Origin of the sequence: Bradyrhizobium forestalis (assembly GCF_002795245.1) — a bacterium.
Lineage (GTDB): Bacteria > Pseudomonadota > Alphaproteobacteria > Rhizobiales > Xanthobacteraceae > Bradyrhizobium > Bradyrhizobium forestalis.
The window spans coordinates 1-23,767 of sequence record NZ_PGVG01000058.1; the positions used below are offsets into that span (position 1 = coordinate 1).

Consider the following 23,767-nt stretch of genomic DNA (forward strand, 5'->3'; position numbering starts at 1 on the left):
CCGCCCGCCGCTCCATGTGGTTATAAGCGACACTCCGTTCGTCAGTCCGAGCCGGATCCTCCAGCCGACTGCCTTGAGTCCGTCGGCTGGATGATCCGGCTCGTACTTCCGAACGGCTTTGACGGCACCGCGCGGCCCTCGCGGTAGGGCAGGGACTCCGGCCCGTGCATCTCGTCGAGATGCGGCTTGTGCACGCGGGAGCCCTTGGCGCCGCCGGCCTTGAGCGCTGTTGCGGCGCTCTTGTTCTTCATCGCGCTGACCGGCAGGTTGGCAGCGTCGCCATACTTCTTCGCGCCGGCATAGGCGCCAGCCTTGCTCTGCACCGCGCGCTGCTTGGCGGTGGGGTCGTCGACCACGGCGAGCTCGGTGGCGCGCAGGCGCTTGACCTCGTCGCGCAGGCGCGCGGCTTCCTCGAAGTTCAGGTCGGCGGCGGCCTCGCGCATCCGCGTTTCGAGGTCGGCGAGCACGGCTTCGAAATTGTGGCCGATCGAGATGACGTCGTCGGTCATGTCGTGGCCGCCGACCTCGACCAGCACGTGGTCGCGCTCGTAGACCGAGTTGAGGATGTCGCCGATCTGCTTCTTCACGCTCTCCGGCGTGATGCCGTTGGCGGTGTTGTACTCGACCTGCTTCTCGCGGCGGCGGTTGGTCTCGGCGATGGCGCGCTCCATCGACCCCGTCATTTGATCGGCATAGAGGATCACCTTGCCGTCGACATTGCGCGCGGCGCGGCCGATGGTCTGGATCAGCGAGGTCTCGCTGCGCAAAAAACCTTCCTTGTCGGCGTCGAGGATCGCGACCAGCGCGCATTCGGGAATGTCGAGGCCCTCGCGCAGGAGGTTGATGCCGACCAGCGCGTCGAAGGCGCCGAGGCGGAGGTCGCGGATGATCTCGATGCGCTCGATGGTGTCGATATCGGAGTGCATGTAGCGGACGCGAATGCCCTGCTCGTGCAGATATTCGGTGAGGTCCTCCGCCATGCGTTTTGTGAGAACCGTGATCAGCGAGCGATAGCCGGCCTGCGCGGTGGCGCGGACCTCGCCGACGAGATCGTCGACCTGCGTGCGGGCGGGGCGGATGTCGACGGGCGGATCGATCAGGCCGGTGGGACGAATGACCTGCTCGACGAACACGCCGCCGCTCTCGTTCAGCTCCCAGCCGCTGGGCGTCGCCGACACCGCGACGGTCTGCGGCCGCATCATGTCCCATTCCTCGAAGCGGAGCGGGCGGTTGTCCATGCAGGAGGGCAGGCGGAAGCCGTATTCGGCCAGCGTCGCCTTGCGGCGGAAGTCGCCGCGGAACATGGCGCCGATCTGCGGGATGGTGACGTGGCTTTCGTCGGCGAAGATCAGCGCGTTGTCGGGCACGTATTCGAACAGCGTCGGCGGCGGTTCGCCGGGGCGGCGTCCGGTGAGATAACGCGAATAGTTCTCGATGCCGGCGCAGCTTCCGGTCGCCTCCATCATCTCCAAGTCGAAGGTGGTGCGCTGCTCCAGCCGCTGCGCTTCCAGGAGGCGCCCCTGGTCGTGGAGCTGATCGAGCCGCTGCTTCAATTCGAACTTGATCGACTTGATCGCCTGCACCAGCGTCGGGCGCGGCGTCACATAGTGCGAGTTGGCGTACATCTTGATGAATTCGAGCTCGTCCTGCTTGTGGCCGGTGAGCGGATCGAACTCCTCGATGGCCTCGATAGTGTCGCCGAACAGGTTCACGCGCCAGGCGCGGTCCTCATAGTGCGCCGGGAAGATGTCGATGACGTCGCCCCTGACACGGAAGGTGCCGCGGGTGAAATCGGCCTGGGTGCGCTTGTACTGCAGCGCGACGAGGTCGGCGATGAGCTGGCGCTGGTCGATGCGCTCGCCCTTCTTCAGCGCGAAGGTCATCGCGGTGTAGGTCTCGACCGAGCCGATACCGTAGATGCAGGACACCGACGCCACGATGATGACGTCGTCGCGCTCGAGCAGCGCGCGTGTCGCCGAGTGGCGCATGCGGTCGATCTGCTCGTTGATGGACGAATCCTTCTCGATATAGGTGTCGGTGCGAGGGACGTACGCTTCCGGCTGGTAATAGTCGTAATAGGAGACGAAATACTCGACCGCATTGTCCGGGAAAAAATTCTTGAACTCGCCGTAGAGCTGGGCAGCGAGCGTCTTGTTCGGCGCCAGGATCAGCGCCGGGCGCTGTGTCGCCTCGATCACCTTGGCCATGGTGTAGGTTTTGCCCGAGCCGGTGACGCCGAGCAGCACCTGCGAACGGTCGTTGCGATTGATGCCCTCGACCAGCTCGGCAATCGCGGTCGGCTGGTCGCCCTTGGGCTCGTAGGACGATTTGATCTCGAAGCGCACGCCGCCCTCGGACTTTTCCGGGCGCGGCGGGCGGTGCGGCGTCCACACCTTCATGGAGCCGTCGTCCTTGCGGAACTCCGGGCGGCCCTCGCGGATCAGCGACTCCAGCGCGTCCGCGGTCGCCTTGACGCCGAGCGCTTCCATCTTGGAACGCGGCGGACGCGCCAGCGCCTCGGCATCATCCTCCTCAGTCGGCAGTCCGAGTTGCCGCGCCAGTTCCGGATCGAGTGTCGGGATCGTGGCCGCAGTGCCGTAATTGGCCTGCGGTGCCTCCTCTAGTCCCGCCGGGCGGTCGCTGGGGAAGTCCTTCGGCGTCGAGGCCCGCGCGCGATGCGCCGCAGCCTCACCCCCGGCGCGGCGGTCGCGCGAATTGTCCGGCGGTGGCTGCAGCCCGGTGCCCGATCCAAGTCCGGCATCGCCGCGATTGATCGCGGGATTGAGCAATTCGGCCAGCGCCGGCCCAATCGGCTGCACGTCGGGCCGATGTGCTTTGGATTTGGGGGATTTGCCGGATTTTTCGGGAGCTGCAGGTTTCTTCGCCATGGGGCGAATATGGGACGAGTCCGCTCCGCGATAAAGGGCGAATGCCCGTTGCTATGCAGACTGCTGACAGCAGGTTGGCAGCAGGGAAAAAGGGCGGTTCGGCCGCGCCAAGGCGGCACACCGCCCCGTCCGAAGCGCTCGGGGCGCGACCTCCGGGTCGCGCGGCGAAGCTTGCGCAAGTGAGACTCGCAAATCTCAGTGCCGGGCTTCATCTTGTGGGAGCTGTTGCAAAACGAAACATCTCGTGATTGTATAACGTGTGGAACCTTTTTGGGGGGAAGGTCGCCATGCCGCTCATTGAAGCCGCGCTCGCTTTCGCGATCACCATGCTCGCGCTGTCGCTGGTCTGCTCGTCGCTGGTCGAGGTCGTCCATCGCACCTTGAAGCTGCGGGAGAGTGGCCTTCAGTACATGCTGGGCCAGCTGTTCGATCAGGTTCTTTCGAAATACCTGGCTCCCCTGGTAACGTCGAAGCTCGCTGACCCGGCCTATGTCAAGAGACTGGCCGCTCTGAAGAAGATGCAGGTGGCAGACGTCACATCCATGCATGTGATGGACACCTTGCGGAACGCCTTCATCGAGCGGATGACGGCCAACCGAGTCCCGGTCGGATTGCCCCCGGACCCAACTCTGGTGTCGAAGCCGTCCGAGAACGCAACGAAGCCGTCGCTTCGTCTCGGCAATCTATGGGGCGGCCGTCGCGTGACGGAGCTGTCGCTCGTCGACTTCATGGAACGCCTCGGCAGCGCCGAGGTCGGGATGGAGATCAAGGCCGAGGTGGAGGCCGCGGCCGCGGCGGCGGGAGGCAAGGCGGCCGACGCCGTCGATCTCGTGCTGAAGGACATCGCTCAGAAGTTTGAAGGCTTCGGCAAGGATGCCGGCGTCTATTTCCAGGGTCGCGCGCGCATGATGTCGGTCGCGATCGCGATCGTGCTCGCCTTCGTCGTGCATGTCGACGCAGTCGATTTGTTCAAGACCTATCTGCGCGATCCAAATGCGCGGGCGAAGGTCATCGAGCAGGCGCAGGCCGTAACCGCGCAATATAAAGCGAGCGCTGACGCTGCTCAGGCATTGGCAAATCTTGCCAAGGAGAATGTCACGCCGCCGCCGGACGCGAAGGAGCAGGTTGAGCAACTGAAAAGGACCTGGAACGACGCGCTGAGCCATGTCACGACGACCGCCACGCAGTTCTCCGACCTCGGTGCACCGCTGGGCTGGACGCCCGAACGGATCAGAGACGCGGGCATGTATATTCTTGTCTGGAGTTGCCTCAACAAGGAAACCAAGGAGAGCGAAGGGTTTGGGAAACTCATGCATGCCTGCGCCGCCGACGACCCGGGTTACAAGGGTGCGCAAGGCACGCAGTACAAGGATATCTGGTTCGGGGTGCCGACCGTCCCGCGCGCCTGGCTCTATTTGGTCCTGGGCGGTCTGCTGATCGGACTGGGTTCACCATTCTGGTATGACGTCGTCGTCAACTTGACCAATTTGCGCGGTGCGACACGGGCGCCGACGACACCCGCCGTACAGGCTGCGGCGCCGAACGACAGGCCTCAGCCGATCACACCTGTCGGCGCCTTTCAGGTCTCCAACAAGGCAGCGCAATTGGCGCGATGAAGGAAGCGGCGCGCGGCTGTTGCCGCGCGTCCGGACGTCCAAGACCGTCTACGGCATTTGCAGTGTGACTTTACATTGATGTTTTCAGGAGAGGCTGATGGCACGGCAAGCCAAGGCTCCTATCAAGGCTCCTATCAAGGCTCGTATCAAGGCTCGTGTTACGAGCGAGCAGACCGACAAGCTTAATGGCGAGCAGGTTGACAAGCGCCCTTGGGATCGGCGGCGCGTCCGAAGCTGGAACGAGTTCCAGAATCACATCGAGCGCTATCTGGACGGCAACTATCTCTTTCGAGGCGTTGCTTCGGTGCGGTTTCCTCTCGTGACCTCCGTCGGCCGCCAACGCGAGGGCTACGAGTATTCGGAGGCGCGCGAGCAGGCCTTGTTCAACCAGTTCAAGCGCGAAGCGTTGCCGTTCCTGCCGGTCCGGCCAACCAGCAACTGGGAGTGGCTTGCACTCGCACAACATCATGGTGTGCCGACACGTCTGCTGGATTGGTCGGAATCGCCTTCCGTGTCGTTGTTCTTCGCGGTGTGGGGAAATGATGAGGAAGATGCCGGCCTCTATATCATCCGCCGGCCGGAGGAAGTTAAGCCCGGCGACCTGGAGCAACAATCTCCCTTTGGCGTGACGGACGTTGCTTTCTTCTATCCGGGTTACGTCACACCGCGGCTGGTATCGCAGCGTGGGCTCTTCACCGTTCATCCGAAGCCCGATCAACCCTACCAAAGCGATGACATGCAGCAGATCGTGATTGGCAAGGAGTGCAAGGCCGATTTCCGCAGAAAGCTGGATGCGAGCGGCATCCATCATGCGGCGATCATGGCTGACCTCGACGGATTGTCGAAGCGTCTGGTGGCTATTCAGAGTTATCGAGCGACTGCACTGTTGCCCGAGGCGCCGGTCGTGAGCTCCTCGGCTGGTACGGCACGCGCCGGCACGCTCGCCAAGAGCAGCGCGAAGATCGACGCGTCGGCGCCGCGTCCGCGGATCAATCCGAGCGATCCGCAAAAGGGGCAATGGGGCGGAAAGAGCACGAATAATGGTTGGACAGTCGCCGCGGATGTAGCCGAAAGCGGCCCCGACTGGTTCATGATCACGCTGACCGTGACCGCAGCCGCCGGCGAGAGCAAGATGCTTTCAGGCGACGTCGTATTCCATCTCCACGATTCATTCCCGAAATCCGTGTGCACGGAGACTGCCCGCAACGGCAAGGCTGTTCTGAAACTCTGGGCATACGGCGCCTTCACCGTCGGGATATTGATCGAGCATGATGGGACGATGCTGGAGATCGATCTTGCCGAGGTCCAAGGCGCGCCGGAGCTGTTTCGCGAGCGTTGACCTTGGAAAGCAACCGCCTGTGCGGTTGCCTGGAATGCCTCAGGCCGGCAGCGGTCCCTTGTCGTCCCCGGCCGTGACATCCGGCTCGAGGATGTCGAGATGGATGCCGCCGCAATCGGTGCAGCGCATGGTCCAGTACTCGCATCCGGCGCGACCGCCGATCACGCGGAGCACCGCGAGATCGCCGTCGCATTCCGGGCAGTTGGACAGCACCGCCCGGGCGTAGATCCGCGGCCGCGCTGCGTTGATTTCGATGATGGACATGACCGGTTTTCCCCTTGCGCCGCCCTGTCTCTGGTCCGCCCGCGGACCCGTTGGTCTATTCGTCGTCGCTGTCGGCGCGCCGGCGGAAGCGATCGATGTGGTGCTTGGCATCGGCAATCGCGGCATCGCGATCGGGCCAGGCGAAGCCGACTTCCATGGCAGGAAACAGCACGCCGTCGATGGCCAACGGGCTGAAATCGGCACGGCGGATCCGCGCGTGCCACAGCCCCTTGCCAGCTTCGAAGGATTCGATGTCAAAGCCGTCGTAGAGGGTCGTCATGAGTGTAGGTCCCACGTTTCTTTTCGGAGGGTCAGGGGACCACATTTGCGGATTTCAGGATGTGAAGCCGTTCACAAGCGACGCGGCTTTTTTGTCCCAGGGCTTATCGAAGAGGCTTCAGCTCCGCGCCGCAGCGCGGCCGATCCGCCGCGGGCGGGCCGCTGATTCCGATGCCGCCCGCATGATCCAGCGGCGGAAGGCGGCAAAGTCGCGCTGCTCGGTCTGAAAGCTGCGATAGAGCAGGTACCAGCGCATGCCCTTGGGCACCGAGAGGTCGAATGGCGCCACCAGCCGGCCGGCAGCGAGATCGTCGTCGATATAGGGGCGGATGCCCATGGCGATGCCGAGCCCGTCGGCGGCGGCCTGCAGCGCCTGGCCGTAGAACTGGAACTCGGGCCCACGCGCGCTGATCCGCGCAGCGCCCGCGGCCTTCAGCCAGATCGGCCAGTCCTCCGGTGAGTGCGCGACGCGGATCAGGCTCGGTCCCTTCAGGTCGGCCGGACGCTTCAGGCCGCCCGCGAGGCGGGGCACGCAGACGGGGGTGAGATCGCCGGCGAACAGCGGCTCGGCGACGAGGCCTGGCCAGTCGCCGGTGCCGAGCTTGATGCCGCAGCTCCAGTCCTCGCCGAACGGCACCGCGGCGCCGCCGGTGGTGAAGCGCACCTCGATGTCGGGCTCCTCGCTGCGAAACTCCGACAAGCGCGGGATCAGCCAGCGCATCGCAAAGGTGTGGCCGACGCCGATGGTGAGCACGCGCACGCTGGCGGGCGCCGTCACCTGCGCGGTGAGGCTCGCCAGCGCATCGAAGATCGGGGTCAGCCCGCTTTGATAGGCGCGGCCCGCCTGCGTCAGCACCAGGCGGTTGGCCTTGCGCTCGAACAACGCGACGCCGAGCCGCTCTTCGAGCAGGTGCACCATGCGGCTGACGGCGGCCGCCGACACGCTCAGCTCCAGCCCGGCCGCAGCAAAGCTGCCGGTCCGCGCCGCCGCCTCGAACGCCTTGATGCCGTTGAGAAACAGCAGCCGCCGCAAATGTCCGACCCTCAGGAAAGCTGATGCCAGGGCAAGATAACTCAGTTTGCGTGAGGCGGGCAAGCGAGGCACAAGAATGAGCGTAATTCCAAGTTGTGTTTCGGGGCGGCCGCGTTCTTCGCCTCTCCCCGCCTGCGGGGAGAGGCCGACACGCGAAGCGTGGCGGGTGAGGGGTCTCTCCGCGAGTCTCACTCTCACCGTCCTCGTGGAAACTCCCCCTCTCCCCGCAGGCGGGGCGAGGGAGTCGAACAGTTTGCGTCCCTCACCTGCCACTCAGGAGAATCCCCTCGTGACGCCCATCATGATCGCTGCCCTTGGATTGCTGATGGTGGCCACCGCGTTCCTGTCGGGGCTGTTCGGCATGGCGGGCGGGCTGATCCTGATCGGTGTGCTCCTGGCCCTGATGCCGCTGCCGACCGCGATGGTGCTGCATGCGATCACGCAGATGGCCTCGAACGGCTGGCGTGCGTTCTTGTGGCGGGCGCATATCCGCTGGCGGCCGGTCGCGAACTATATGGTCGGCGCTGCCGTTGCGCTCGCCGCGTGGTCGCTGACCCGCTACGTGCCGGACAAGCCGCTCGCGCTGCTGATGCTGGGCGCCACGCCCTTCATGGCGCGGCTCTTGCCCGCGAACATCAAGCCGGATCCTGATAGGCTCTGGCAGGGCACGGTCTATGGCACGATCTGCATGGGCTTGATGTTGATGACCGGCGTCTCCGGCCCGCTGCTCGACACCTTCTTCCTCGGCGGCGATTTCGGCCGGCGCGAGAAGGTCGCGACCAAGGCGATGTGCCAGCTCGTCAGCCATTTCACCAAGCTGGTCTATTTCGGCGGCATCATCGATCAGGCCGCCAGCCTCGATCCCGTGCTCGCCGGCGTCGCGATTGCCGCCTCGATGCTCGGCACCACGCTGGCGCGGCGCATCCTCGAAGCCATGACCGACCAGCAGTTCATCGCCTGGTCCAACAAGCTGATCACCACCATTGCCTGCTACTACATCGCCTATGGCGGCTGGCTCCTGGTTCGCACCCCGGTGCTGGCCGCCTTCGAGAAGGGAGGAGGTTCGCCATGAGCTGTAGCGCCGATCCGCTGGTGCTGGACTTCGTCGAATGGGTCGCGCGCGAGCCGCGCGCCTATGCCGAGGTGATTTCGACCTGGAAGACCTCGTGCCCGCGCCTCACCATCTGGGAAGACGCCGCCGACCGCGGCTATGTCGCGCGCGAGACGGTTGCGGGCGTGGGGCTGGTCATCGCGGTGACGGAAGGCGGCGAGCGGCTGTTGCGTGCGAACGGGCGGTGAGGAAAACGCGCCGCTGTCATCATCCGCGAAGGCGGATGATCCAGTAAACACCGGCAGTCGTGGATCTCACAACCGCCGCGGCGTACTGGATGCCCCGCCTGCGCGGGGCATGACAACAGAGCTTGGCGTGCGCGCCTCTCACCACATCGTCATTGCGAGCGCCAGCGAAGCAATCCAGAATGCTTGCGCGGCGGCAGCCTGGATTGCGTCGCTGCCTTCGCAATGACGGAACACTGGCCATGTCACTCAAACTCTTCGAGCTCGTCGGCACCGATCCCTTGCGCCCCTTCAGCCCGTATTGCTGGCGCACGCGGATGGCGCTGGCGCACAAGGGGCTGGCGGCGGAATCGCTGCCCTGGCGCTTCACCGAGAAGAGCGCGCTTGCCCCGCACGGCTCGGAGAAGGTCCCGGTGCTGTTGCACGATGACAAGGCGGTGGCCGACTCCTGGACGATCGCGACCTATCTCGAAGACCATTTCCCGGATCGGCAGTCACTGTTCGGCGGGGCGGGCGGGCGTGCCATGGCGCGCATGATCAATGCGTGGGGCGACATCGCCATCGTCGGCGGCATCTTTCCGCTCATCATCGCCGATATCCCGAAGAACCTCGCCGAGGTCGACGCCGCCTATTTCCGCAAGTCGCGCGAGGCGCGCTTCGGCGGCAGGACTCTCGAGGAGATCATGGCGAGCCGCGACGCCGGCGTCGTCGCGTTCCGCAAATCGCTTGAGGTGATGCGCCAGACCTTCAAGACGCAGCCGTTTCTCGGCGGACAGGCGCCGAACTATGCCGACTACATCGTGTTCGGTGGTTTCCAATGGGCGCGCGTGGTGAGCCCGTTCAAGCTGCTCGAAGCGGATGATCCGGTCTATGCCTGGCGGGAAAAGCTGCTGGATGCGTTCGACGGCATGGCGCGCAAATCGCCGGGGCATGAGGTGTAGGCACACTCCCTCCACTGTCGTCCCCGCGAACCGCGGGGACGACAGTGGCGTGTGTCGCGCGCTCCCGCATCTAACCAGCAGCGCTCGCCTCGGCTGCCTTCCGCAGACACTCCCGGCACAAACAATCCTCACCCTCGATCGGCATCGGCAGGCGCGCAGTCTCCTCCGCGCACCAGCAATTGCCCGAGAGGTCGCAGCCGAACTCGGTGCCGCAGCGGGAGCAGGCCAGGCGGCGTGGTTCCCGCAACGCGGATTCTTTCGGATTTGTCATGATTTACGCCGAAGCTTCGCCGTCATTTTCATGTCGGGTTCATATGTCGCTGCGCTATATTATTCGCCGAGCACGTATCAGGAAAGCGGCTCCCAGCGCGCGAAGGACAGATCAATGGCCCGCGATTCGCAAGCCGCCCTCGTCGCGCTCAACCGCTTCGGCTTCGGCGCCCGTGGCGGTGCATCGGGCGATCTCATCAACGCAAGCTCCGATCCGCGCGGCTTCGTGAAGGCGGAGCTCGCGCGTCCCAATGGCGTGCTGCTGGAAGCGCCCGGACTGCAATCGACGCCGCAACTCGGTCAGGCCGTATTTGCCTATCAGGATCAGGTCAAACAGGCGCGTGAGGCCGCCAAGGCCGCGGCGCCCGCCGAAACGCCGGCACAAGCGCCTGCCGATCAGAAGCCCGCCCTGCGCCGCAATCTCTCGCTGAACGCAGCGGCGGAGATCACCGGCCAGATGACCGATGCCAGGCCCGCCGAGAACACCGCTCGGCCCGAGGCCATGCAGCCGAGCGCCTCCCCGCCGCCTGCCGCAAAGCCCGCGCCGCAGCCGCTCAACGTCATCCAGAAGACCTTTCGCGCCGAGGCGCTGGCGCGCCTGCAGCGCGCGACGCTGGTCGAGTGCGGTTTCACCGAGCGTCTCGTCGTGTTCTGGTCCAACCATTTCTGCATCTCCGCCAGCAAGGGCGAGCTGGCACGGATCTGGGCCGGCGCGTTCGAGCGCGAGGCGATCAGGCCCCACGTGCTCGGGCGCTTCGCGGACATGCTGAAGGCGGTCGAGCAGCATCCGGCGATGCTGTTCTTCCTGGACAACCAGCAATCGCTCGGCCCGGATTCGCGCGCCGGGCAAAACCGCAAGCGCGGGCTGAACGAAAATCTCGCGCGCGAGATCATGGAGCTGCATACGCTCGGCGTCGGCGGCGGCTACACGCAAGGCGACGTCACCTCGCTCGCGCGCATCATCACCGGTTGGACCTTTGCCGGAAGGCAGGGGCAGTTGGGGGTCCCCGGCTCCTTCGTCTTCAATGTCAATGCGCATCAGCCCGGGCCGCAAGTCCTGCTCGGCAAGACCTACGATCAGGCGGGCCTCGCACAGGGCGAAGCTGCGCTCGCCGACCTCGCGCGACATCCGTCGACCGCGAATTTCATCGCCGCCAAATTCGTCCGTCACTTCGTCGCAGATGATCCGCCGCCGGCGCTCGTTGCGCGCCTGCGCGACGTCTTCGTCAAGACCGACGGAGATCTCAAGGCGATGGCGATCACGCTCGTCGATTCCGACGAGGCTTGGCGCGCGCCGCTCACCAAGATGCGCTCGCCTTACGATTTCCTGGTTGCGAGCGGCCGGCTGCTGGCGCGCGTGCCGGAGGATCCCGGCGCCTATCTGAACAATCTCAATCTGCTCGGCCAGCCGCTATGGTCACCGCCGGGCCCCAACGGCTTCCCCGATACCAGCGCCGCCTGGGCCGCGCCTGAAGGCATCAAGCTCAGGCTCGACATCGCGGCGCAGATCGGCGCGCGGCTCGGCAACAATTTCGATCCGCTCGATCTCCTGGAGTTCGCGGCCGCCGATGCGGCCTCGACCGAAACGCGGCGAACCATCGAGCGCGCGGAGTCGCGGCAGCAGGCGCTGGCGCTGCTGTTGATGTCGCCGGAAATGCAGAGGAGATGATGATGATGATCGACTGCGTCGAGAACCGGCTCCTGACATCGCGCCGTCGTCTCCTGCTCGGCGGCGCCTCCTTTGCGGCCTGGGCTTACCTGCCGAAATTGGCCCGCGCGGCCGATGGGCGCGATCCGCGATTGATCGTGGTGATCCTGCGCGGCGCGCTGGATGGGCTCTCGACCGTCGCGCCGATCGGCGACCCCGATTATGCCGGCCTGCACGGATCGATCGCGCTTGCGGCCGACGGTGCGCATCCCGCGATCAAGCTCGACTCGTTCTTCGCATTGCATCCGGGGATGCCGGAGTTTGCGCGCATGTATCGGGACGGGCATGCTGCGGTGCTCCATGCGGTGGCGACGCCCTATCGCGACCGCTCCCATTTCGACGGCCAGGACGTGCTCGAAAGCGGCTATGCCGGCCCGGGCCGCGTGCAGTCCGGCTGGCTCAACCGCGCGCTGGAAGCGCTGCCGCGCGGCGAGCGGGTGTCGAGCGGGCTTGCGGTCGGGCCCACCACGCCGCTGGTGCTGCGTGGCAACGCGCCCACCGTCGGCTGGGCGCCGGTGGCGCTGCCGCAGGCGGATGACGACACCGCGATGCGCCTCGTCGAGCTCTACCGCCACCGTGATCCCGCGCTGGCCTCGGCGTTGTCGCAAGGCCTCCAGCTCGACAAGGTCGCGAGCGGCGACGACATGAAGGCGACGCGCGGCAACGCCGTCGCACAGATGCGCCAGGTCGCGCGCGGCGCCGCCAAACTGATGGCGGCCGACGATGGCCCGCGCATTGCCGCGCTCGCCTTCGACGGCTGGGACACGCATGCCAATGAAGGCGGCCCTGTGGGGCGTCTCGCCTTCCTGCTCGGCGGGCTCGATGGCGCGCTCGCCGAATTCGAAAGCGGCTTGGGGAATCGCTGGCGCGACACCGTCGTGGTCGTCGCCACCGAGTTCGGTCGCACCGCGCGCATCAACGGCACCGACGGCACCGATCACGGCACGGCTACGGTCGCACTGCTCGCCGGCGGCGCCGTGAAAGGCGGCCGCGTCATCTCAGATTGGCCGGGCCTCAAACTCGCGAACTTGTATGAGGGCCGCGACCTCAAGCCGACCACTGACTTGCGCTCCGTGATCAAAGGCGTGCTGCAGGACCAGTTCGGCCTGTCCGATCGCGTGCTGGCAGAGACGGTGTTTCCGGATAGCGCGGCCGTGAAGCCAGTGAAGGGGCTGGTTGTTTAGGCCGTCATTCCGGGGCGCGCGAAAGCGCGAACCCGGAATCCATTCATTCACGGGTTTTGCCGCATAATGGATTCCGGGCCCGCGCCTTGCGGCGCGTCCCGGAATGACGACATGATGAGCCGAACATCAGGAGAACCACCCCATGTACATCGCCATGAACCGCTTCCGCGTCGCCAAGGGCTCCGAGGCCGCCTTCGAGCAGGTCTGGCTCTCGCGCGATACCCATCTCGACAAGGTGCCTGGCTTCATCGAATTCCATCTGCTGCGCGGGCCGGAAGCCGAGGACCACACGCTGTATGCCTCGCACACCGTGTGGGCGAACCACGCTGCCTTCGAGGCCTGGACCAAGTCGGAAGCGTTTCGCGCTGCGCATCAGCGGGCCGGCGACAACAAGCCGCTTTATCTCGACCATCCCCAGTTCGAAGGTTTTGAGGTGATGCAGACGGTCGGGCGCGGCGCGAAGTGACGCTGCCGCAAAAAAATGCGGCCCCTGTCAGACGCGGCGACTGACGGGGACCGCTTGGGGCGCATGATCGGTGACGGGGGCCTGACCAGACGCAGTGGCAGCGTAGCCTTGCTATGTTACGCGCGGGTGACAGGCGGAGTTATCCACAGGCCCCGGCGCGCAGGGCTCAGAAGATCTTGCGATAGACGATGAAGCCGGAGCGCTCCGCGACCTTGTCGTACAGGCGCTGCGCCGTGAGATTGGTCTCGTGCGTCTGCCAATAGACGCGCGGAGATCCCGCCAGTTTCGCCCGTTCGTAGACGCCATGGATCAGCGCCGAGCCGACGCCCTTGCCGCGCGCGGCTTCGGACGTGAACAGGTCCTGCAAATAGCAGGACGGCTCGATCGCGGTGGTGCTGCGATGGAAGAGATAATGCGTCAGGCCGAGCAAGCGGCCATCGCTTTCGGCGGCCAGCGCGTGCACCGGCTCATAGGCGTCGAAGAAGCGCTGCCACGTCATGCGCGTGATCTCGGGCGCGAGCGCGGTCGGACCGGAGCGACCGTAAAAGGCGTTGTAGCCGTCCCACAGCGGCACCCATTGATCGTAATCCTGCTTGGTGACGGCGCGAATGATGAGGGACATGTGGAATTCCTGGGATATTGGAGGAAGCGAGCAGCCGGTGAAGCTTCCTTCATACGAGATGATCGCGCTGCCGATCAATCACGCCGAGATGAGGGGTGATTGAATCGGTGCAAGCTCGGAATTCGGTTCACCTCTCCCGTAGGGAGAGGTCGGAGCGCATCGAAAGATGCGATCCGGGTGAGGGGTTACAGTCTCATCGAGTGCTGCGGCCCCTCACCCGGATTGCTGCGCAATCCGACCTCTCCGCGTTGGGGAGAGGTGATCCCGCGCGCCACTATTCAACATGCATCACTCCGCGACGCGCAGATACCGCATCAGCTTGCGGCTGGTCGGGTCGCGCAGGGAGCGGTAGTAGTCCGCGCGCGACGGCGCGTCGGTGTGGCGCACGAGGTCGGTCACCGGGGTGTAGCTCAGCATCCGCCCGCCGTCCGGCAGTGCGGCGCAGACGAAGCGCAGCACCTCGCCGTTGCGCAATTTGATGTTGATCGGCGTGGCATCGCCGACCCGCACCATCTCCATGCGCTGCGCGATGAAGGTGCCGAGCTCGTCCTCCGGCAGCTCGAACGCGCCGGTGTCGCGGCCGTGATACATCAGTGCGATGAAGGGCGGCTTGCCGTCGGCGATCTCGTCCGGCACCGCAAAATAATCGCGGAACGCGCGGTTGATGAATTCGGCCCGGGTCTCGGCATCGAGCAGCACGATGCCGATATCGACCTGGTCGAGCGCGGCCGACAGCCGCGCGGCCGTGGCGTGGCTCCGGCGCTCGGCCGCGAACGTGCCGAGCAGCCGCTCGCGCATCAGGCCGGTGATGCCGGCGGTGCCGGCAGCCGTGATGGCCAGGAGGCCGAGCCGGACCAGATCGGCGGGGCCATACCCGGACACGCCGTGGTGGTTGAGGAAGAACAGCGCCGCGCCGATCACCGCGACAACCACGGTCGTCATCGCGGCGGCGAGACCCGCGAGCGCGCCGGCGACGGCCACGATGCAGACGAACAGCGGCGCGGGCGAGGGCGTGGGGACAACGCGGTCGAACAGCATGGCCAGCAGCAGGGCTGCTGCCGTCAGCGCCGGACCGGAGATCGCACGCCATCCGAAACGCATGGACCAGTCTCGCTGCTCCCCAACGAGGTAACGCCCCAACACTGACTGATTGTTGCGCCACCGCGATACAGTTTCGCGCGGCGTGCTTAAGGCGCGCTTGCGTGCAAGCGTAGGGTTTTCGGATGATTTTAGACCATGTGCGTGTGCTTGACCTGCTGTTGCAGCGTCGGCGCATTCAGCGTCGACGTCCCCGCGCCCTTGCGTGTGCCGACGATGATCAACAGCGATGCCGCGACCAGGATGGCCGCCGTCAGGGTGATTGCAACGACTACCACAGGTGATTTCATCGACGTCCCGTCGCGATGCCGGTCGGCGCGGGCCGCGCGGCGCCCTGAAGGCAGGTCCAGGATGAAACGGGAATCAGACCGGCAGGCCCATCGCCATCGTCGCCTTGGTCGACAGCACCGTCAGAGTGACGATCAGGCACAGCGAGAGTGCGGCGACGGCGAGCGAGGCCGCGACCGCGTGGGTGAGCCGGGAAGACGCGACGGTAGCGGATTGGCTCTGAAAGCCTGCCGTGCCGGACGCCCGCATCATGGTCTAAATCCTTCAACACGCGAGCGAATCACCCGCGACTTTCCAGAATTTCCCAGTTTCAACCGGCAATATTGCGGCGGCACCGCGCTGAAAGTGGCGGGATTGCGGCAGGGATGGCCCTTATGCCCGCTATTCCCCAGAGCGGTCGCGCTGTCAGGCGCCCGCCGCGATGCTGGCGGGGTCGTCGATGTCGACCGGGCGCCAGTCCATCGTCACGAAGCCGGGCGCGGCTTCGACGCGCTTCAGCCAGTCCCGGATCGCCGGGAAGGTCGACAGATCGAAGTCGCAGCGGTCGGCGAGGTGGGTGTAGCCGTACAGCGCGATGTCGGCGACCGTGAGCTGGCGGGCGGCGAAATAGCAATTGGTCTTGAGATGGTTCTCCATCACCTGGAGCGCACCATAGCCGCGCTCCATCCAGTCCTCCAGCGAATGGGTCTGGAGGTCGCGGCCGCCCTTGACCAGCGACAGCCAGAAATAGGCCGCGCCGATATTCGGCTCGAGCGCGTGCTGCTCGAAGAACATCCATTGCAGCGCCTCGGCGCGGTCGATGCGGTTCTCCGGTGCGAGCGGCGTGCCGACGGCGACGTACCAGAGGATGGCGTTGGACTCGGCGAGATAGCGGTCCTCGCCGACCTCGAGCAGCGGCACCTGCCCTGACGGGTTCTTGCTCAGAAAGTCCGGCGTGCGGCTTTCGCCGCGCAGAATGTCCACCTCCACCGCTTCGTAAGGCAGGTTGAGCAGCGCCAGCGCAAGGCGGACCTTGTAGCTGTTGCCCGAGCGTTGCATCGAATAGAGCTTGTACATTCTGGGGTTCGAATCCGAGGACAAGAAAACGCGGCGCTCCTTGCACCGCGAGGCGGCTAAACAATGATGCCGATGCGAATCCGCCGCAAGAGCCAGCCAATAGAAAAACTCGAAAACCCTACCGCACTGCAATGCTGCGGAAGATCATTTCCGCGCGACGATGCAATTCAGTTCACGCTTGCGTCAATGTGCCGAAGCATTGCTCTGCCAGATCGTGAAGTACGCAGGACGATCGGGTTTAGGGCGCCATCGCCTCCACATCGTCTTGGCCGGGCTTGACCCGGCCATCCACGTCTCACCTGCCGCACAAAGAACGTGGATGCCATGACGACCTTTTGCGCGTGTCGAAAAGAGCCAAAATTGCTCCGAGGACAGGCTTTGCCGGATATGAGGGATATGGGCGCCAAAGTTGCGCAATATTACGGGAAATCGCACTTCGAAACGCTCAAAAAGCGTAAACTTTTCCGAGATCGGGCCGAAGTTTCTTGCGGCGCAGCGGCACACGTTTTAGGGTGGCTCATTCCCACAATCAGAGTCGTGAGGCGAAAGGCTTCACGACGCTCGCCAGGAGATGATGATGTCCTTCCTTGCCGCTGCGCTCGACCGTGTGAAGCCGTCCGCGACCATCGCGGTCACGGATAAAGCACGCGCGCTGAAAGCGGCGGGACGCAACGTCATTGGCCTCGGCGCCGGCGAGCCCGATTTCGACACGCCCGCCAACATCAAGCTGGCGGCGATCCGCGCCATCGAGGCCGGCAAGACCAAGTACACCGCCGTCGACGGCATCCCCGAGCTGAAGGACGCCATCATCGCCAAGTTTCAGCGCGAGAACGGCGTCGCCTACAAGCCGAACCAGGTCATCGTCGGCACCGGCGGCAAGCAGGTGCTCTACAACGCGCTGATGGCCACCATCAATCCGGGCGACGAGGTGATCATTCCCGCGCCCTATTGGGTCAGCTATCCCGAGATGGTCGCGCTCGCCGGCGGCGAGCCGGTGCCGGTGGTCTGCACCGCCGGAACCGGTTTCAAGCTCCAGGCAGAAGCGCTCGAGCGCGCGATCACGCCGAAGACCAAATGGGTCATCCTGTGCTCGCCGTCGAACCCGACGGGAGCCGCCTACACGAAGTCGGAGCTGAAAGCGCTCACCGACGTGCTGATGAAGCATCCCCACGTCTGGGTGATGACCGACGATATGTACGAGCATCTCGTCTATGACGACTTCCAGTTCACCACCGTCGCGCAGGTCGAGCCCGGCCTCTACGACCGCACGCTCACCGTGAACGGCGTCTCCAAGGCCTATTGCATGACCGGCTGGCGTATCGGCTATGCCGGTGGTCCGGCGCATCTCATCAAGGCGATGGCGACGATCCAGTCGCAATCGACCTCGAACCCGTGCTCGATCGCGCAGTGGGCCTCGGTCGAGGCGTTGAACGGTCCGCAGGAGTTCATTCCGGCCAACAACAAGGTGTTCAAGGAGCGCCGTGACCTCGTCGTCTCCATGCTCAACCAGGCCAGCGGCATCGAGTGCCCGCGCCCCGAGGGCGCGTTCTACGTCTATCCGTCCTGCGCCGGCACCATCGGCAAGAAAGCGCCGTCGGGCAATTTGATCTCGAACGACGAGCAGTTCGTCACCGAGCTCTTGGAGACCGAAGGCGTCGCCGTGGTGCAGGGTTCGGCCTTCGGCCTCGGCCCGGCCTTCCGCATCTCCTACGCGACCAAGACCTCGGACCTCGAAGACGCCTGCAAGCGCATCCAGCGCTTCTGCGGCAATCTGCGCTGAGCCTGTTGCGATAGTGCAAATTGGAAAGGCCCGCTTCGTGCGGGCCTTTTTATTGGTGCTTCAGCGAGGCGGAGTCGGATGGACTTTTGCTCTAGTCGACGTCGTGCCATGCCCCTCACCCGGATCACATCTGCGATGTGATCCGACCTCTCCCCGCAGAAGGGCGGGGAGAGGTTAAACAGTGCCGTGAGGGGCGCACCGCTCTGTCGCTCCCTCGCCCCGTTCTTACGGGGAGAGGGTGGGGTGAGGGGCTGCTTCCGCGAGTTCGGTTTGAGATGCGTCCGATCTGGTCGCACCACAACTATTGTGGCATAGACGATCGCGCGGCATGTGCCGCGACTTCTCTGCTCGCCCACATCATCGCCGGAGATATTTCATGCGCCGTTCGTTCATCCTCGCCGGCCTCGCCGCCCTAAGCCTCGTTGTCTCCGTCGCTGCTGCCGGTGCGCAACAGCGGATGGCGCGGGTCGGCGTGCTCGAATGTCGCGGCGGCGCCAGTGTCGGCTTCATCGTGGGATCGGTGACCCATCTCGGCTGCGTGCTGCGCGCCGACGGCTTGCCCGACGACCGCTATGTCGCGACCATCCGCAAGGTCGGTCTCGACATCGGCATTACTCAGGAGACGGCTTTGGCCTGGGGCGTGTTCGCGCCGGTCGACCGGCTCGGCCCGGGTGATCTCTCCGGCAATTACGCTGGCGCGCAGGGCAGCGCCTCGGTCGGCGTCGGTCTCGGCGGCAACGTGCTGGTCGGCGGCTCCAACAATTCAATTGCGCTCCAGCCGCTCAGCGTGCAGGGCCAGGTCGGCCTCAACGTCGCCGCCGGACTCGAGAGCCTGGAACTCCGTCCGGGTCGTTAAGCGCCAGCGAAGGTGCTCCATTCACCTCTCCCTCCGGGAGAGGTGAACACCGACGACGCACCGCAGCGACGTTTGATGCTTGCCAAATCTCGGGGACGGGCAGAGCATCGACGTTTGCCGACCCAATCATGGGCCGAGCTCCACACCAAGGAGGCGGCGAAATGGGACAAGACGTCAGAAGTCCCCGAGGTCCACGGTGCATCGCGCTGGTGGGCCCTTTCCAAAGCGGTAAAACCACACTTTTAGAAGCTATATTGGCGCGAACGGGCGCAATCCCGCGCGCCGGCAGCGTCGATGCCGGAACTTCCGTCGGCGACGCCACCCCGGAGGCCCGTCATCACAAGATGACCGTCGGCCTCACTGCCGCGACCACGAGTTTCATGGGCGACAGCTACACCTTCCTCGATTGTCCCGGTTCCGTCGAGTTTGCCCACGACATGCGCGCCGTGCTTCCTGCGGTCGACGCCGCAATCGTGGTCTGTGAGGCCGACGAGAAGAAGCTGCCGCAGCTTCAGATCATCCTGCGCGAGCTGGAGGAGCTGAAGATCCCGCGTTTCCTGTTCCTCAACAAGATCGATCGCGCCAGCCAGCGCATCCGCGAGACGCTGGCAATGCTGCAGCCCGCCTCGCGCGTGCCGCTGGTGCTGCGCCAGATCCCGATCTGGAAGGGCGAGTTGATCGAGGGCTTCGTCGATCTCGCGCTGGAGCGCGCCTTCATCTATCGCGAGCACAAAGCCTCCGAGGTGATCGCGCTCGCGGGCGGCGATCTCGATCGCGAGAAGGAAGCCCGCTTCTCGATGCTGGAGAAGCTCGCCGATCACGACGATGCGCTGATGGAGCAGCTGCTCGAGGACATCCAGCCGCCGCGCGACGCCGTGTTCGACGATCTCGCCCGCGAATTGCGCGAGGGACTGATCTGCCCGGTGCTGCTGGGCGCTGCCGCGCGTGAGAACGGCGTGTTGCGCCTGATGAAGGCGTTGCGTCACGAGGCGCCCGGTGTCGTGGAGACGGCAAAACGTCTCGGCGTTCCCGAGACCCAGGACGCACTCGGCTACGTCTTCAAGACACTGCATTCGCAGCATGGCGGAAAGCTGTCGCTGACGCGGCTGCTCGCCGGCCATCTCGACGACAGCGCCACGCTGCAATCCTCCTCCGGCGGCGCCGGGCGCATTTCCGGCATCCTCGCCGTCAACGGCGCCTACGACACCAAGCGTGCCTCGGCGGAAGCCGGTGACACCGTGGCGCTCGCCAAGCTCGATCCGGTCAAGACTGGCGACACGGTATCGAACGGCAAGACGCCGCCCGCGGCATTGATTGCAATCGAGCCGACGCCGCCGGTGCTTGCGATCTCGATCGCGGCGACCGATCGCAAGGACGACGTCAAGCTCGGCCAGGCGATGACGCGGCTGCACGAGGAGGATCCGTCGCTGGTCGTCGTGCAGAACGCCAAGACCCACGACACCGTGCTGTGGGGCCAGGGCGAGATGCACCTGCGCGTCGCCGGCGAGCGGCTGCGCGACCGCTTCGGCGTCAAGATCACCTCGCATCCGCCCGCGATCGGCTATCAGGAGACCATCCGCAAGCCGATCACGCAGCGCGGGCGGCACAAGAAGCAGTCCGGCGGCCATGGCCAGTTCGGCGACGTCCTGCTCGACATCAGGCCGCTGCCGCGCGGTGACGGCTTCAAGTTCGCCGAGACGGTCGTGGGCGGTGCGGTGCCGCGCAACTACATCCCGGCGGTGGAAGAAGGCGTCGTCGACGGCTTGGCGCGCGGCCCGCTCGGCTTTCCCGTCACCGACGTGCAGGTGACGCTGACCGACGGCTCCTATCACAGCGTCGATTCCTCCGACCTCGCCTTCCGCACCGCGGCGCGGGTCGGGCTGAACGAAGGCCTGCCGCAATGCCAGCCGGTGCTGCTGGAGCCGATCCACGTGGTCGAGATCGTCTGCCCGACCGACGCCACGGCCAAGATCAACGCGATCCTGTCGGCGCGGCGCGGCCAGATCCTCGGCTTCGACACCCGTGACGGCTGGAGCGGCTGGGACTGCGTCCGAGCCATGATGCCGGAAGCCGAGATCGGCGAGCTGATCGTGGAGCTGCGTTCGGCCACCGCCGGCGCCGGCAGCTTCACCCGCCAGTTCGACCACATGGCCGAGGTCACCGGCCGCGCCGCCGACCAGATCATCGCCGCGCATCAGCACGCGGCGTGATACGTTAGGCAGTCGCAACCCTCTCCTCTCTCCTCTCTCGGGGGAGAGGAGACGCAAGCTCACGACCTCTCCACCCGTCATGCTTCGCTGCGCTCCTGATGACGGAGTGTGGGGTGGCCGCGCTGGTTGCAACGTGTCCCGGACGCGCTGCGCTGCGTAGCAGTGCCGCGCAGAGCCGGGATCCAGAGAGCCACGGAGTGCGCTGCTGCATGGGCCCCGGCTCTGCAGCGCATCACTTCGTGCTGCGCTGCGTCCGGGGCACGAGAGCTGAGCTTTCGCGCACAACTGCATCATCCCCGTCATTGCGCGGGACCCTTGCGCTAGCGCGGGAATGATGTATTTTACATCATTGTATATGTTCTAGATATCATTTATAAGTGCTGGTAAGTGAGGCCAAGGTGATCACGTCGTTCCAGATGCGGGCAGCCCGCGCGCTGCTCGGCATTGACCAGAAAACCCTGGCCGAGCTCGCCGGCGTGTCGTTGCCGACCATCCAACGGATGGAGGCCTCTACCGGCAATGTTCGTGGCGTGGTCGAGACCCTGATCAAGGTGGTCGAGGCGTTCGACCGGGCCGGCATCGAGCTGATCGGCGAACAGGCCCGCAGCGACAGCGGCGGGCGTGGCGTTCGCCTGAAGGAGCCGGGGCCGCCGCGCCGGGTCGGAGCATGATCGCGCGTTGACCATGCCCGGGATCAAGATGGGCTAGCGCATCGTCGCACCTCGGCCACACGGGACGCACGATGCTTCGGAGCACTTTGCTGAAATGAGCATCACAAGTGATCAGGCAAGCCGGCTGCACCAGCTGCGCCAGCCGACCTTTGCCGAACTGTATCTGCCAAAGCTCGTCACTGTCTGGCGTGAAGGCTACGGTCTCGCGGGTTTCCGCGCCGACGTCTTCGCCGGCCTGACGGTTGCGATCGTCGCGCTGCCGCTGTCGATGGCGATCGCGATCGCCTCGGGCGTGACGCCGGACCGTGGCCTCTACACCGCCGTCGCCGGCGGCTTCATCGCCTCCCTGCTCGGCGGCAGCCGCTTCCAGATCGGCGGACCTGCCGGTGCGTTCATCGTCTTGGTCGCAGCGACCGCAGAGCGTCACGGCGTCGACGGTGTCATCCTCGCCACCATGATGGCGGGCCTGTTTCTGATCGCCGCAGGCCTGTTGCGGGTCGGCACCTACATCAAGTTCATTCCCTATCCGGTGACGGTCGGCTTCACCGCCGGCATCGCAGTGATCATCTTCGCCAGCCAGCTCCGCGATCTCGGCGGCGTCACGCTCGCGGGGAGGGAGCCCAGCGAGTTCGTGCCGAAGCTCGTCGCGCTCGCCGGCGGCCTCGACACCATCAATCCGTCCGCCGTCGCAGTCGCCATCGTCAGCATCGCCATCATCGCCGGCTTGCGCCGCTGGCGGCCGTCCTGGCCCGGCATTCTGATCGCGGTCGTGATTGCGGCGGTCGCCAGTAGCGTGCTGTCGCTCCCGGTCGAGACCATCGGCTCGCGCTTCGGCGGCATTCCGCGCGAGCTGCCCTCGCCGGCGCTGCCCGCGTTCTCCCTGGAGAAGGCTCGGGCCGTGCTGCCGGATGCGATCGCTTTCGCGCTGCTGGCCGCCATCGAATCGCTGCTGTCGGCGGTGGTCGCCGACGGCATGACCGGCCGCCGTCACCGCTCCAATTGCGAACTGGTGGCGCAGGGCGCGGCCAATGTCGGCTCGGCGCTGTTTGGCGGCATCTGCGTCACCGGCCTGATCGCGCGCACCGCCACCAACATCCGCGCCGGCGCGCACGGACCGATGGCGGGCATGCTGCACTCCGTTTTCCTGCTGCTGTTCATGCTGATCGCGGCGCCGCTGGCGAGCTACATCCCGCTGGCCGCGCTCGCCTCGGTGCTGGTCGTGGTGGCCTGGACCATGGCGGAGAAGCAGGAGTTCGCCACGCTCTTGCGCTCGTCCTGGGGTGATGCCGTGGTGCTGCTCGCGACCTTCCTGCTCACGATCTTCCGCGACCTCACCGAAGGCATCCTGGTCGGCTTCGCGCTCGGCGCGGTGCTGTTCATCCACCGCATGGCCGAGATGACGGGCATCGAGGAACGCACGCCGCTGGTGGTTGCCGATCGTCCCGACGACGGTAACGGCGATCGCGTTCCCTACGATTCCGCGCTTGCGCTCGATCCCGACGTGCTGGTCTATCGCATCACCGGTGCGTTCTTCTTCGGCGCGGCCTCGGCGATCGGCGGCGTGCTCGACGGCGTCGCCGACCGGCGCAAGGCCTTCGTGGTCGACTTCGCCGCCGTGCCGTTCCTGGATTCGACCGCGGCCAACGTGCTCGGCCGGGTCGCGGCCAAGGCGCACCGCCAGGGCATCAGGCTGTTCATCACGGGGGCCTCGCCCGCGGTCCGCCGCGCGCTGCTCACCCATGGCGTGACGCCGCCGCGCGCACGCTATCGCCAGAGCCTCGAGCGCGCCATCGCCGACATCAAGGGCCGAGCCGCCGACGAGGCCGCTGCGAGCTGACGCGTGCGCTTGACAGAGCGGGCGCGACGCGAAATGGATCGCCTCGGAAACGACCCGAGGGAAAG

23 protein-coding genes are annotated in these 23,767 nt (G+C 65.5%); 13 read left to right on the plus strand and 10 right to left on the minus strand.

Annotated elements, in window-relative coordinates; genetic code table 11:
- Nucleotides 1-41: 41 nt before the first annotated feature.
- Entirely contained in the window at nucleotides 42-2,888 is a 2,847-nt protein-coding gene (gene uvrB / locus CVM73_RS35730) for an excinuclease ABC subunit UvrB (protein WP_100236438.1), read from the minus strand.
- A 410-nt stretch (nucleotides 2,889-3,298) separates the two neighbouring features.
- Here uvrB and CVM73_RS35735 point away from each other — a divergent pair, with 410 nt between their 5' ends.
- Both CVM73_RS35735 and CVM73_RS35740 read left to right on the plus strand, forming a co-directional pair.
- Nucleotides 3,299-4,504, plus strand: a complete 1,206-nt coding sequence (locus CVM73_RS35735) for a hypothetical protein (RefSeq protein ID WP_158237651.1) — start codon at nucleotides 3,299-3,301, stop codon at nucleotides 4,502-4,504.
- A gap of 97 nt (nucleotides 4,505-4,601) precedes the next feature.
- Nucleotides 4,602-5,843, plus strand: coding sequence for an FRG domain-containing protein (locus CVM73_RS35740; RefSeq protein ID WP_100236440.1), 1,242 nt, complete (start codon nucleotides 4,602-4,604; stop codon nucleotides 5,841-5,843).
- Between the two features lie 39 nt (nucleotides 5,844-5,882).
- On the opposite strand, the gene CVM73_RS35745 is transcribed toward CVM73_RS35740, so the two are convergent.
- From CVM73_RS35745 to CVM73_RS35755, 3 genes are all read right to left on the minus strand, one after another.
- Entirely contained in the window at nucleotides 5,883-6,107 is a 225-nt protein-coding gene (locus CVM73_RS35745) for a hypothetical protein (protein ID WP_100236441.1), read from the minus strand.
- A gap of 55 nt (nucleotides 6,108-6,162) precedes the next feature.
- A complete protein-coding gene (locus tag CVM73_RS35750) occupies nucleotides 6,163-6,387 on the minus strand; it encodes a hypothetical protein (protein WP_100236442.1) in 225 nt (74 codons plus the stop codon).
- Nucleotides 6,388-6,504: 117 nt separating this feature from the next.
- Complete coding sequence (locus CVM73_RS35755) at nucleotides 6,505-7,419, minus strand: LysR substrate-binding domain-containing protein (protein ID WP_167407244.1); 915 nt, start codon at nucleotides 7,417-7,419, stop codon at nucleotides 6,505-6,507.
- A 289-nt stretch (nucleotides 7,420-7,708) separates the two neighbouring features.
- Here CVM73_RS35755 and CVM73_RS35760 point away from each other — a divergent pair, with 289 nt between their 5' ends.
- The 3 genes from CVM73_RS35760 to CVM73_RS35770 all read left to right on the plus strand — a co-directional run bounded on the left by CVM73_RS35760 (nucleotide 7,709) and on the right by CVM73_RS35770 (nucleotide 9,656).
- Entirely contained in the window at nucleotides 7,709-8,491 is a 783-nt protein-coding gene (locus tag CVM73_RS35760; protein ID WP_100236444.1) for a sulfite exporter TauE/SafE family protein, read from the plus strand.
- Entirely contained in the window at nucleotides 8,488-8,718 is a 231-nt protein-coding gene (locus CVM73_RS35765) for a hypothetical protein (protein ID WP_100236445.1), read from the plus strand. Before CVM73_RS35760 ends, CVM73_RS35765 begins: the two co-directional genes overlap by 4 nt.
- A gap of 239 nt (nucleotides 8,719-8,957) precedes the next feature.
- The gene (locus CVM73_RS35770; RefSeq protein WP_167407245.1) at nucleotides 8,958-9,656 is read left to right on the plus strand and encodes a glutathione S-transferase family protein; all 699 of its coding nucleotides are present in this window, start codon (nucleotides 8,958-8,960) and stop codon (nucleotides 9,654-9,656) included.
- A 70-nt stretch (nucleotides 9,657-9,726) separates the two neighbouring features.
- On the opposite strand, the gene CVM73_RS41330 is transcribed toward CVM73_RS35770, so the two are convergent.
- A complete protein-coding gene (locus CVM73_RS41330) occupies nucleotides 9,727-9,927 on the minus strand; it encodes a cysteine-rich CWC family protein (RefSeq protein ID WP_100236447.1) in 201 nt (66 codons plus the stop codon).
- Nucleotides 9,928-10,041: 114 nt separating this feature from the next.
- On the opposite strand from CVM73_RS41330, the gene CVM73_RS35780 reads away from it, so the two are divergent.
- From CVM73_RS35780 to hmuQ, 3 genes are all read left to right on the plus strand, one after another.
- Nucleotides 10,042-11,595, plus strand: coding sequence for a DUF1800 domain-containing protein (locus CVM73_RS35780; RefSeq protein WP_167407250.1), 1,554 nt, complete (start codon nucleotides 10,042-10,044; stop codon nucleotides 11,593-11,595).
- Nucleotides 11,596-11,600: 5 nt separating this feature from the next.
- Nucleotides 11,601-12,818, plus strand: a complete 1,218-nt coding sequence (locus CVM73_RS35785) for a DUF1501 domain-containing protein (RefSeq protein WP_167407251.1) — start codon at nucleotides 11,601-11,603, stop codon at nucleotides 12,816-12,818.
- Nucleotides 12,819-12,960: 142 nt separating this feature from the next.
- On the plus strand, nucleotides 12,961-13,284 hold the full coding sequence (gene hmuQ, locus CVM73_RS35790; RefSeq protein ID WP_100236449.1) for a heme-degrading protein HmuQ: 324 nt from the start codon (nucleotides 12,961-12,963) through the stop codon (nucleotides 13,282-13,284).
- Nucleotides 13,285-13,450: 166 nt separating this feature from the next.
- Here hmuQ and CVM73_RS35795 read toward each other — a convergent pair whose 3' ends face one another.
- The 5 genes from CVM73_RS35795 to CVM73_RS35810 form a co-directional block, all read right to left on the minus strand.
- A complete protein-coding gene (locus CVM73_RS35795; RefSeq protein ID WP_100236467.1) occupies nucleotides 13,451-13,906 on the minus strand; it encodes a GNAT family N-acetyltransferase in 456 nt (151 codons plus the stop codon).
- Between the two features lie 288 nt (nucleotides 13,907-14,194).
- Nucleotides 14,195-15,007: a PAS-domain containing protein gene (locus CVM73_RS35800; RefSeq protein ID WP_100236450.1), complete on the minus strand. Its 813-nt coding sequence runs from the start codon at nucleotides 15,005-15,007 to the stop codon at nucleotides 14,195-14,197.
- A gap of 128 nt (nucleotides 15,008-15,135) precedes the next feature.
- A complete protein-coding gene (locus tag CVM73_RS35805) occupies nucleotides 15,136-15,282 on the minus strand; it encodes a hypothetical protein (RefSeq protein ID WP_167407243.1) in 147 nt (48 codons plus the stop codon).
- An 85-nt stretch (nucleotides 15,283-15,367) separates the two neighbouring features.
- Nucleotides 15,368-15,544, minus strand: coding sequence for a hypothetical protein (locus CVM73_RS40565; RefSeq protein ID WP_167407246.1), 177 nt, complete (start codon nucleotides 15,542-15,544; stop codon nucleotides 15,368-15,370).
- A 153-nt stretch (nucleotides 15,545-15,697) separates the two neighbouring features.
- Nucleotides 15,698-16,348, minus strand: a complete 651-nt coding sequence (locus tag CVM73_RS35810) for a glutathione S-transferase family protein (protein ID WP_100236452.1) — start codon at nucleotides 16,346-16,348, stop codon at nucleotides 15,698-15,700.
- A gap of 577 nt (nucleotides 16,349-16,925) precedes the next feature.
- Here CVM73_RS35810 and CVM73_RS35820 point away from each other — a divergent pair.
- The 5 genes from CVM73_RS35820 to CVM73_RS35840 all read left to right on the plus strand — a co-directional run bounded on the left by CVM73_RS35820 (nucleotide 16,926) and on the right by CVM73_RS35840 (nucleotide 23,702).
- Complete coding sequence (locus CVM73_RS35820) at nucleotides 16,926-18,128, plus strand: pyridoxal phosphate-dependent aminotransferase (RefSeq protein ID WP_100236468.1); 1,203 nt, start codon at nucleotides 16,926-16,928, stop codon at nucleotides 18,126-18,128.
- A gap of 376 nt (nucleotides 18,129-18,504) precedes the next feature.
- Nucleotides 18,505-18,984 (plus strand): DUF992 domain-containing protein, encoded by a 480-nt coding sequence (locus CVM73_RS35825; RefSeq protein ID WP_100236453.1) that lies wholly within the window; start codon nucleotides 18,505-18,507, stop codon nucleotides 18,982-18,984.
- 161 nt (nucleotides 18,985-19,145) lie between these two features.
- A complete protein-coding gene (locus tag CVM73_RS35830; protein ID WP_100236454.1) occupies nucleotides 19,146-21,194 on the plus strand; it encodes an elongation factor G in 2,049 nt (682 codons plus the stop codon).
- A 398-nt stretch (nucleotides 21,195-21,592) separates the two neighbouring features.
- Nucleotides 21,593-21,865 carry a helix-turn-helix domain-containing protein gene (locus tag CVM73_RS35835; RefSeq protein ID WP_035710392.1) on the plus strand — a complete coding sequence of 91 codons (273 nt, stop codon included), beginning with the start codon at nucleotides 21,593-21,595 and terminating at the stop codon, nucleotides 21,863-21,865.
- A gap of 94 nt (nucleotides 21,866-21,959) precedes the next feature.
- Complete coding sequence (locus tag CVM73_RS35840) at nucleotides 21,960-23,702, plus strand: SulP family inorganic anion transporter (RefSeq protein WP_100236455.1); 1,743 nt, start codon at nucleotides 21,960-21,962, stop codon at nucleotides 23,700-23,702.
- Nucleotides 23,703-23,767: the final 65 nt, after the last annotated feature.

Bases quoted from the DNA above. Each gene is read 5' to 3' on its own strand.
- uvrB (WP_100236438.1), bottom strand. From the start codon at position 2,888: ATGGCGAAGAAACCTGCAGCTCCCGAAAAATCCGGCAAATCCCCCAAA.
- CVM73_RS35735 (WP_158237651.1), top strand. From the start codon at position 3,299: ATGCTGGGCCAGCTGTTCGATCAGGTTCTTTCGAAATACCTGGCTCCC.
- CVM73_RS35740 (WP_100236440.1), top strand. From the start codon at position 4,602: ATGGCACGGCAAGCCAAGGCTCCTATCAAGGCTCCTATCAAGGCTCGT.
- CVM73_RS35745 (WP_100236441.1), bottom strand. From the start codon at position 6,107: ATGTCCATCATCGAAATCAACGCAGCGCGGCCGCGGATCTACGCCCGG.
- CVM73_RS35750 (WP_100236442.1), bottom strand. From the start codon at position 6,387: ATGACGACCCTCTACGACGGCTTTGACATCGAATCCTTCGAAGCTGGC.
- CVM73_RS35765 (WP_100236445.1), top strand. From the start codon at position 8,488: ATGAGCTGTAGCGCCGATCCGCTGGTGCTGGACTTCGTCGAATGGGTC.
- CVM73_RS35770 (WP_167407245.1), top strand. From the start codon at position 8,958: ATGTCACTCAAACTCTTCGAGCTCGTCGGCACCGATCCCTTGCGCCCC.
- CVM73_RS41330 (WP_100236447.1), bottom strand. From the start codon at position 9,927: ATGACAAATCCGAAAGAATCCGCGTTGCGGGAACCACGCCGCCTGGCC.
- CVM73_RS35780 (WP_167407250.1), top strand. From the start codon at position 10,042: ATGGCCCGCGATTCGCAAGCCGCCCTCGTCGCGCTCAACCGCTTCGGC.
- CVM73_RS35785 (WP_167407251.1), top strand. From the start codon at position 11,601: ATGATCGACTGCGTCGAGAACCGGCTCCTGACATCGCGCCGTCGTCTC.
- hmuQ (WP_100236449.1), top strand. From the start codon at position 12,961: ATGTACATCGCCATGAACCGCTTCCGCGTCGCCAAGGGCTCCGAGGCC.
- CVM73_RS35795 (WP_100236467.1), bottom strand. From the start codon at position 13,906: ATGTCCCTCATCATTCGCGCCGTCACCAAGCAGGATTACGATCAATGG.
- CVM73_RS35800 (WP_100236450.1), bottom strand. From the start codon at position 15,007: ATGCGTTTCGGATGGCGTGCGATCTCCGGTCCGGCGCTGACGGCAGCA.
- CVM73_RS40565 (WP_167407246.1), bottom strand. From the start codon at position 15,544: ATGATGCGGGCGTCCGGCACGGCAGGCTTTCAGAGCCAATCCGCTACC.
- CVM73_RS35810 (WP_100236452.1), bottom strand. From the start codon at position 16,348: ATGTACAAGCTCTATTCGATGCAACGCTCGGGCAACAGCTACAAGGTC.
- CVM73_RS35820 (WP_100236468.1), top strand. From the start codon at position 16,926: ATGTCCTTCCTTGCCGCTGCGCTCGACCGTGTGAAGCCGTCCGCGACC.
- CVM73_RS35825 (WP_100236453.1), top strand. From the start codon at position 18,505: ATGCGCCGTTCGTTCATCCTCGCCGGCCTCGCCGCCCTAAGCCTCGTT.
- CVM73_RS35830 (WP_100236454.1), top strand. From the start codon at position 19,146: ATGGGACAAGACGTCAGAAGTCCCCGAGGTCCACGGTGCATCGCGCTG.
- CVM73_RS35840 (WP_100236455.1), top strand. From the start codon at position 21,960: ATGAGCATCACAAGTGATCAGGCAAGCCGGCTGCACCAGCTGCGCCAG.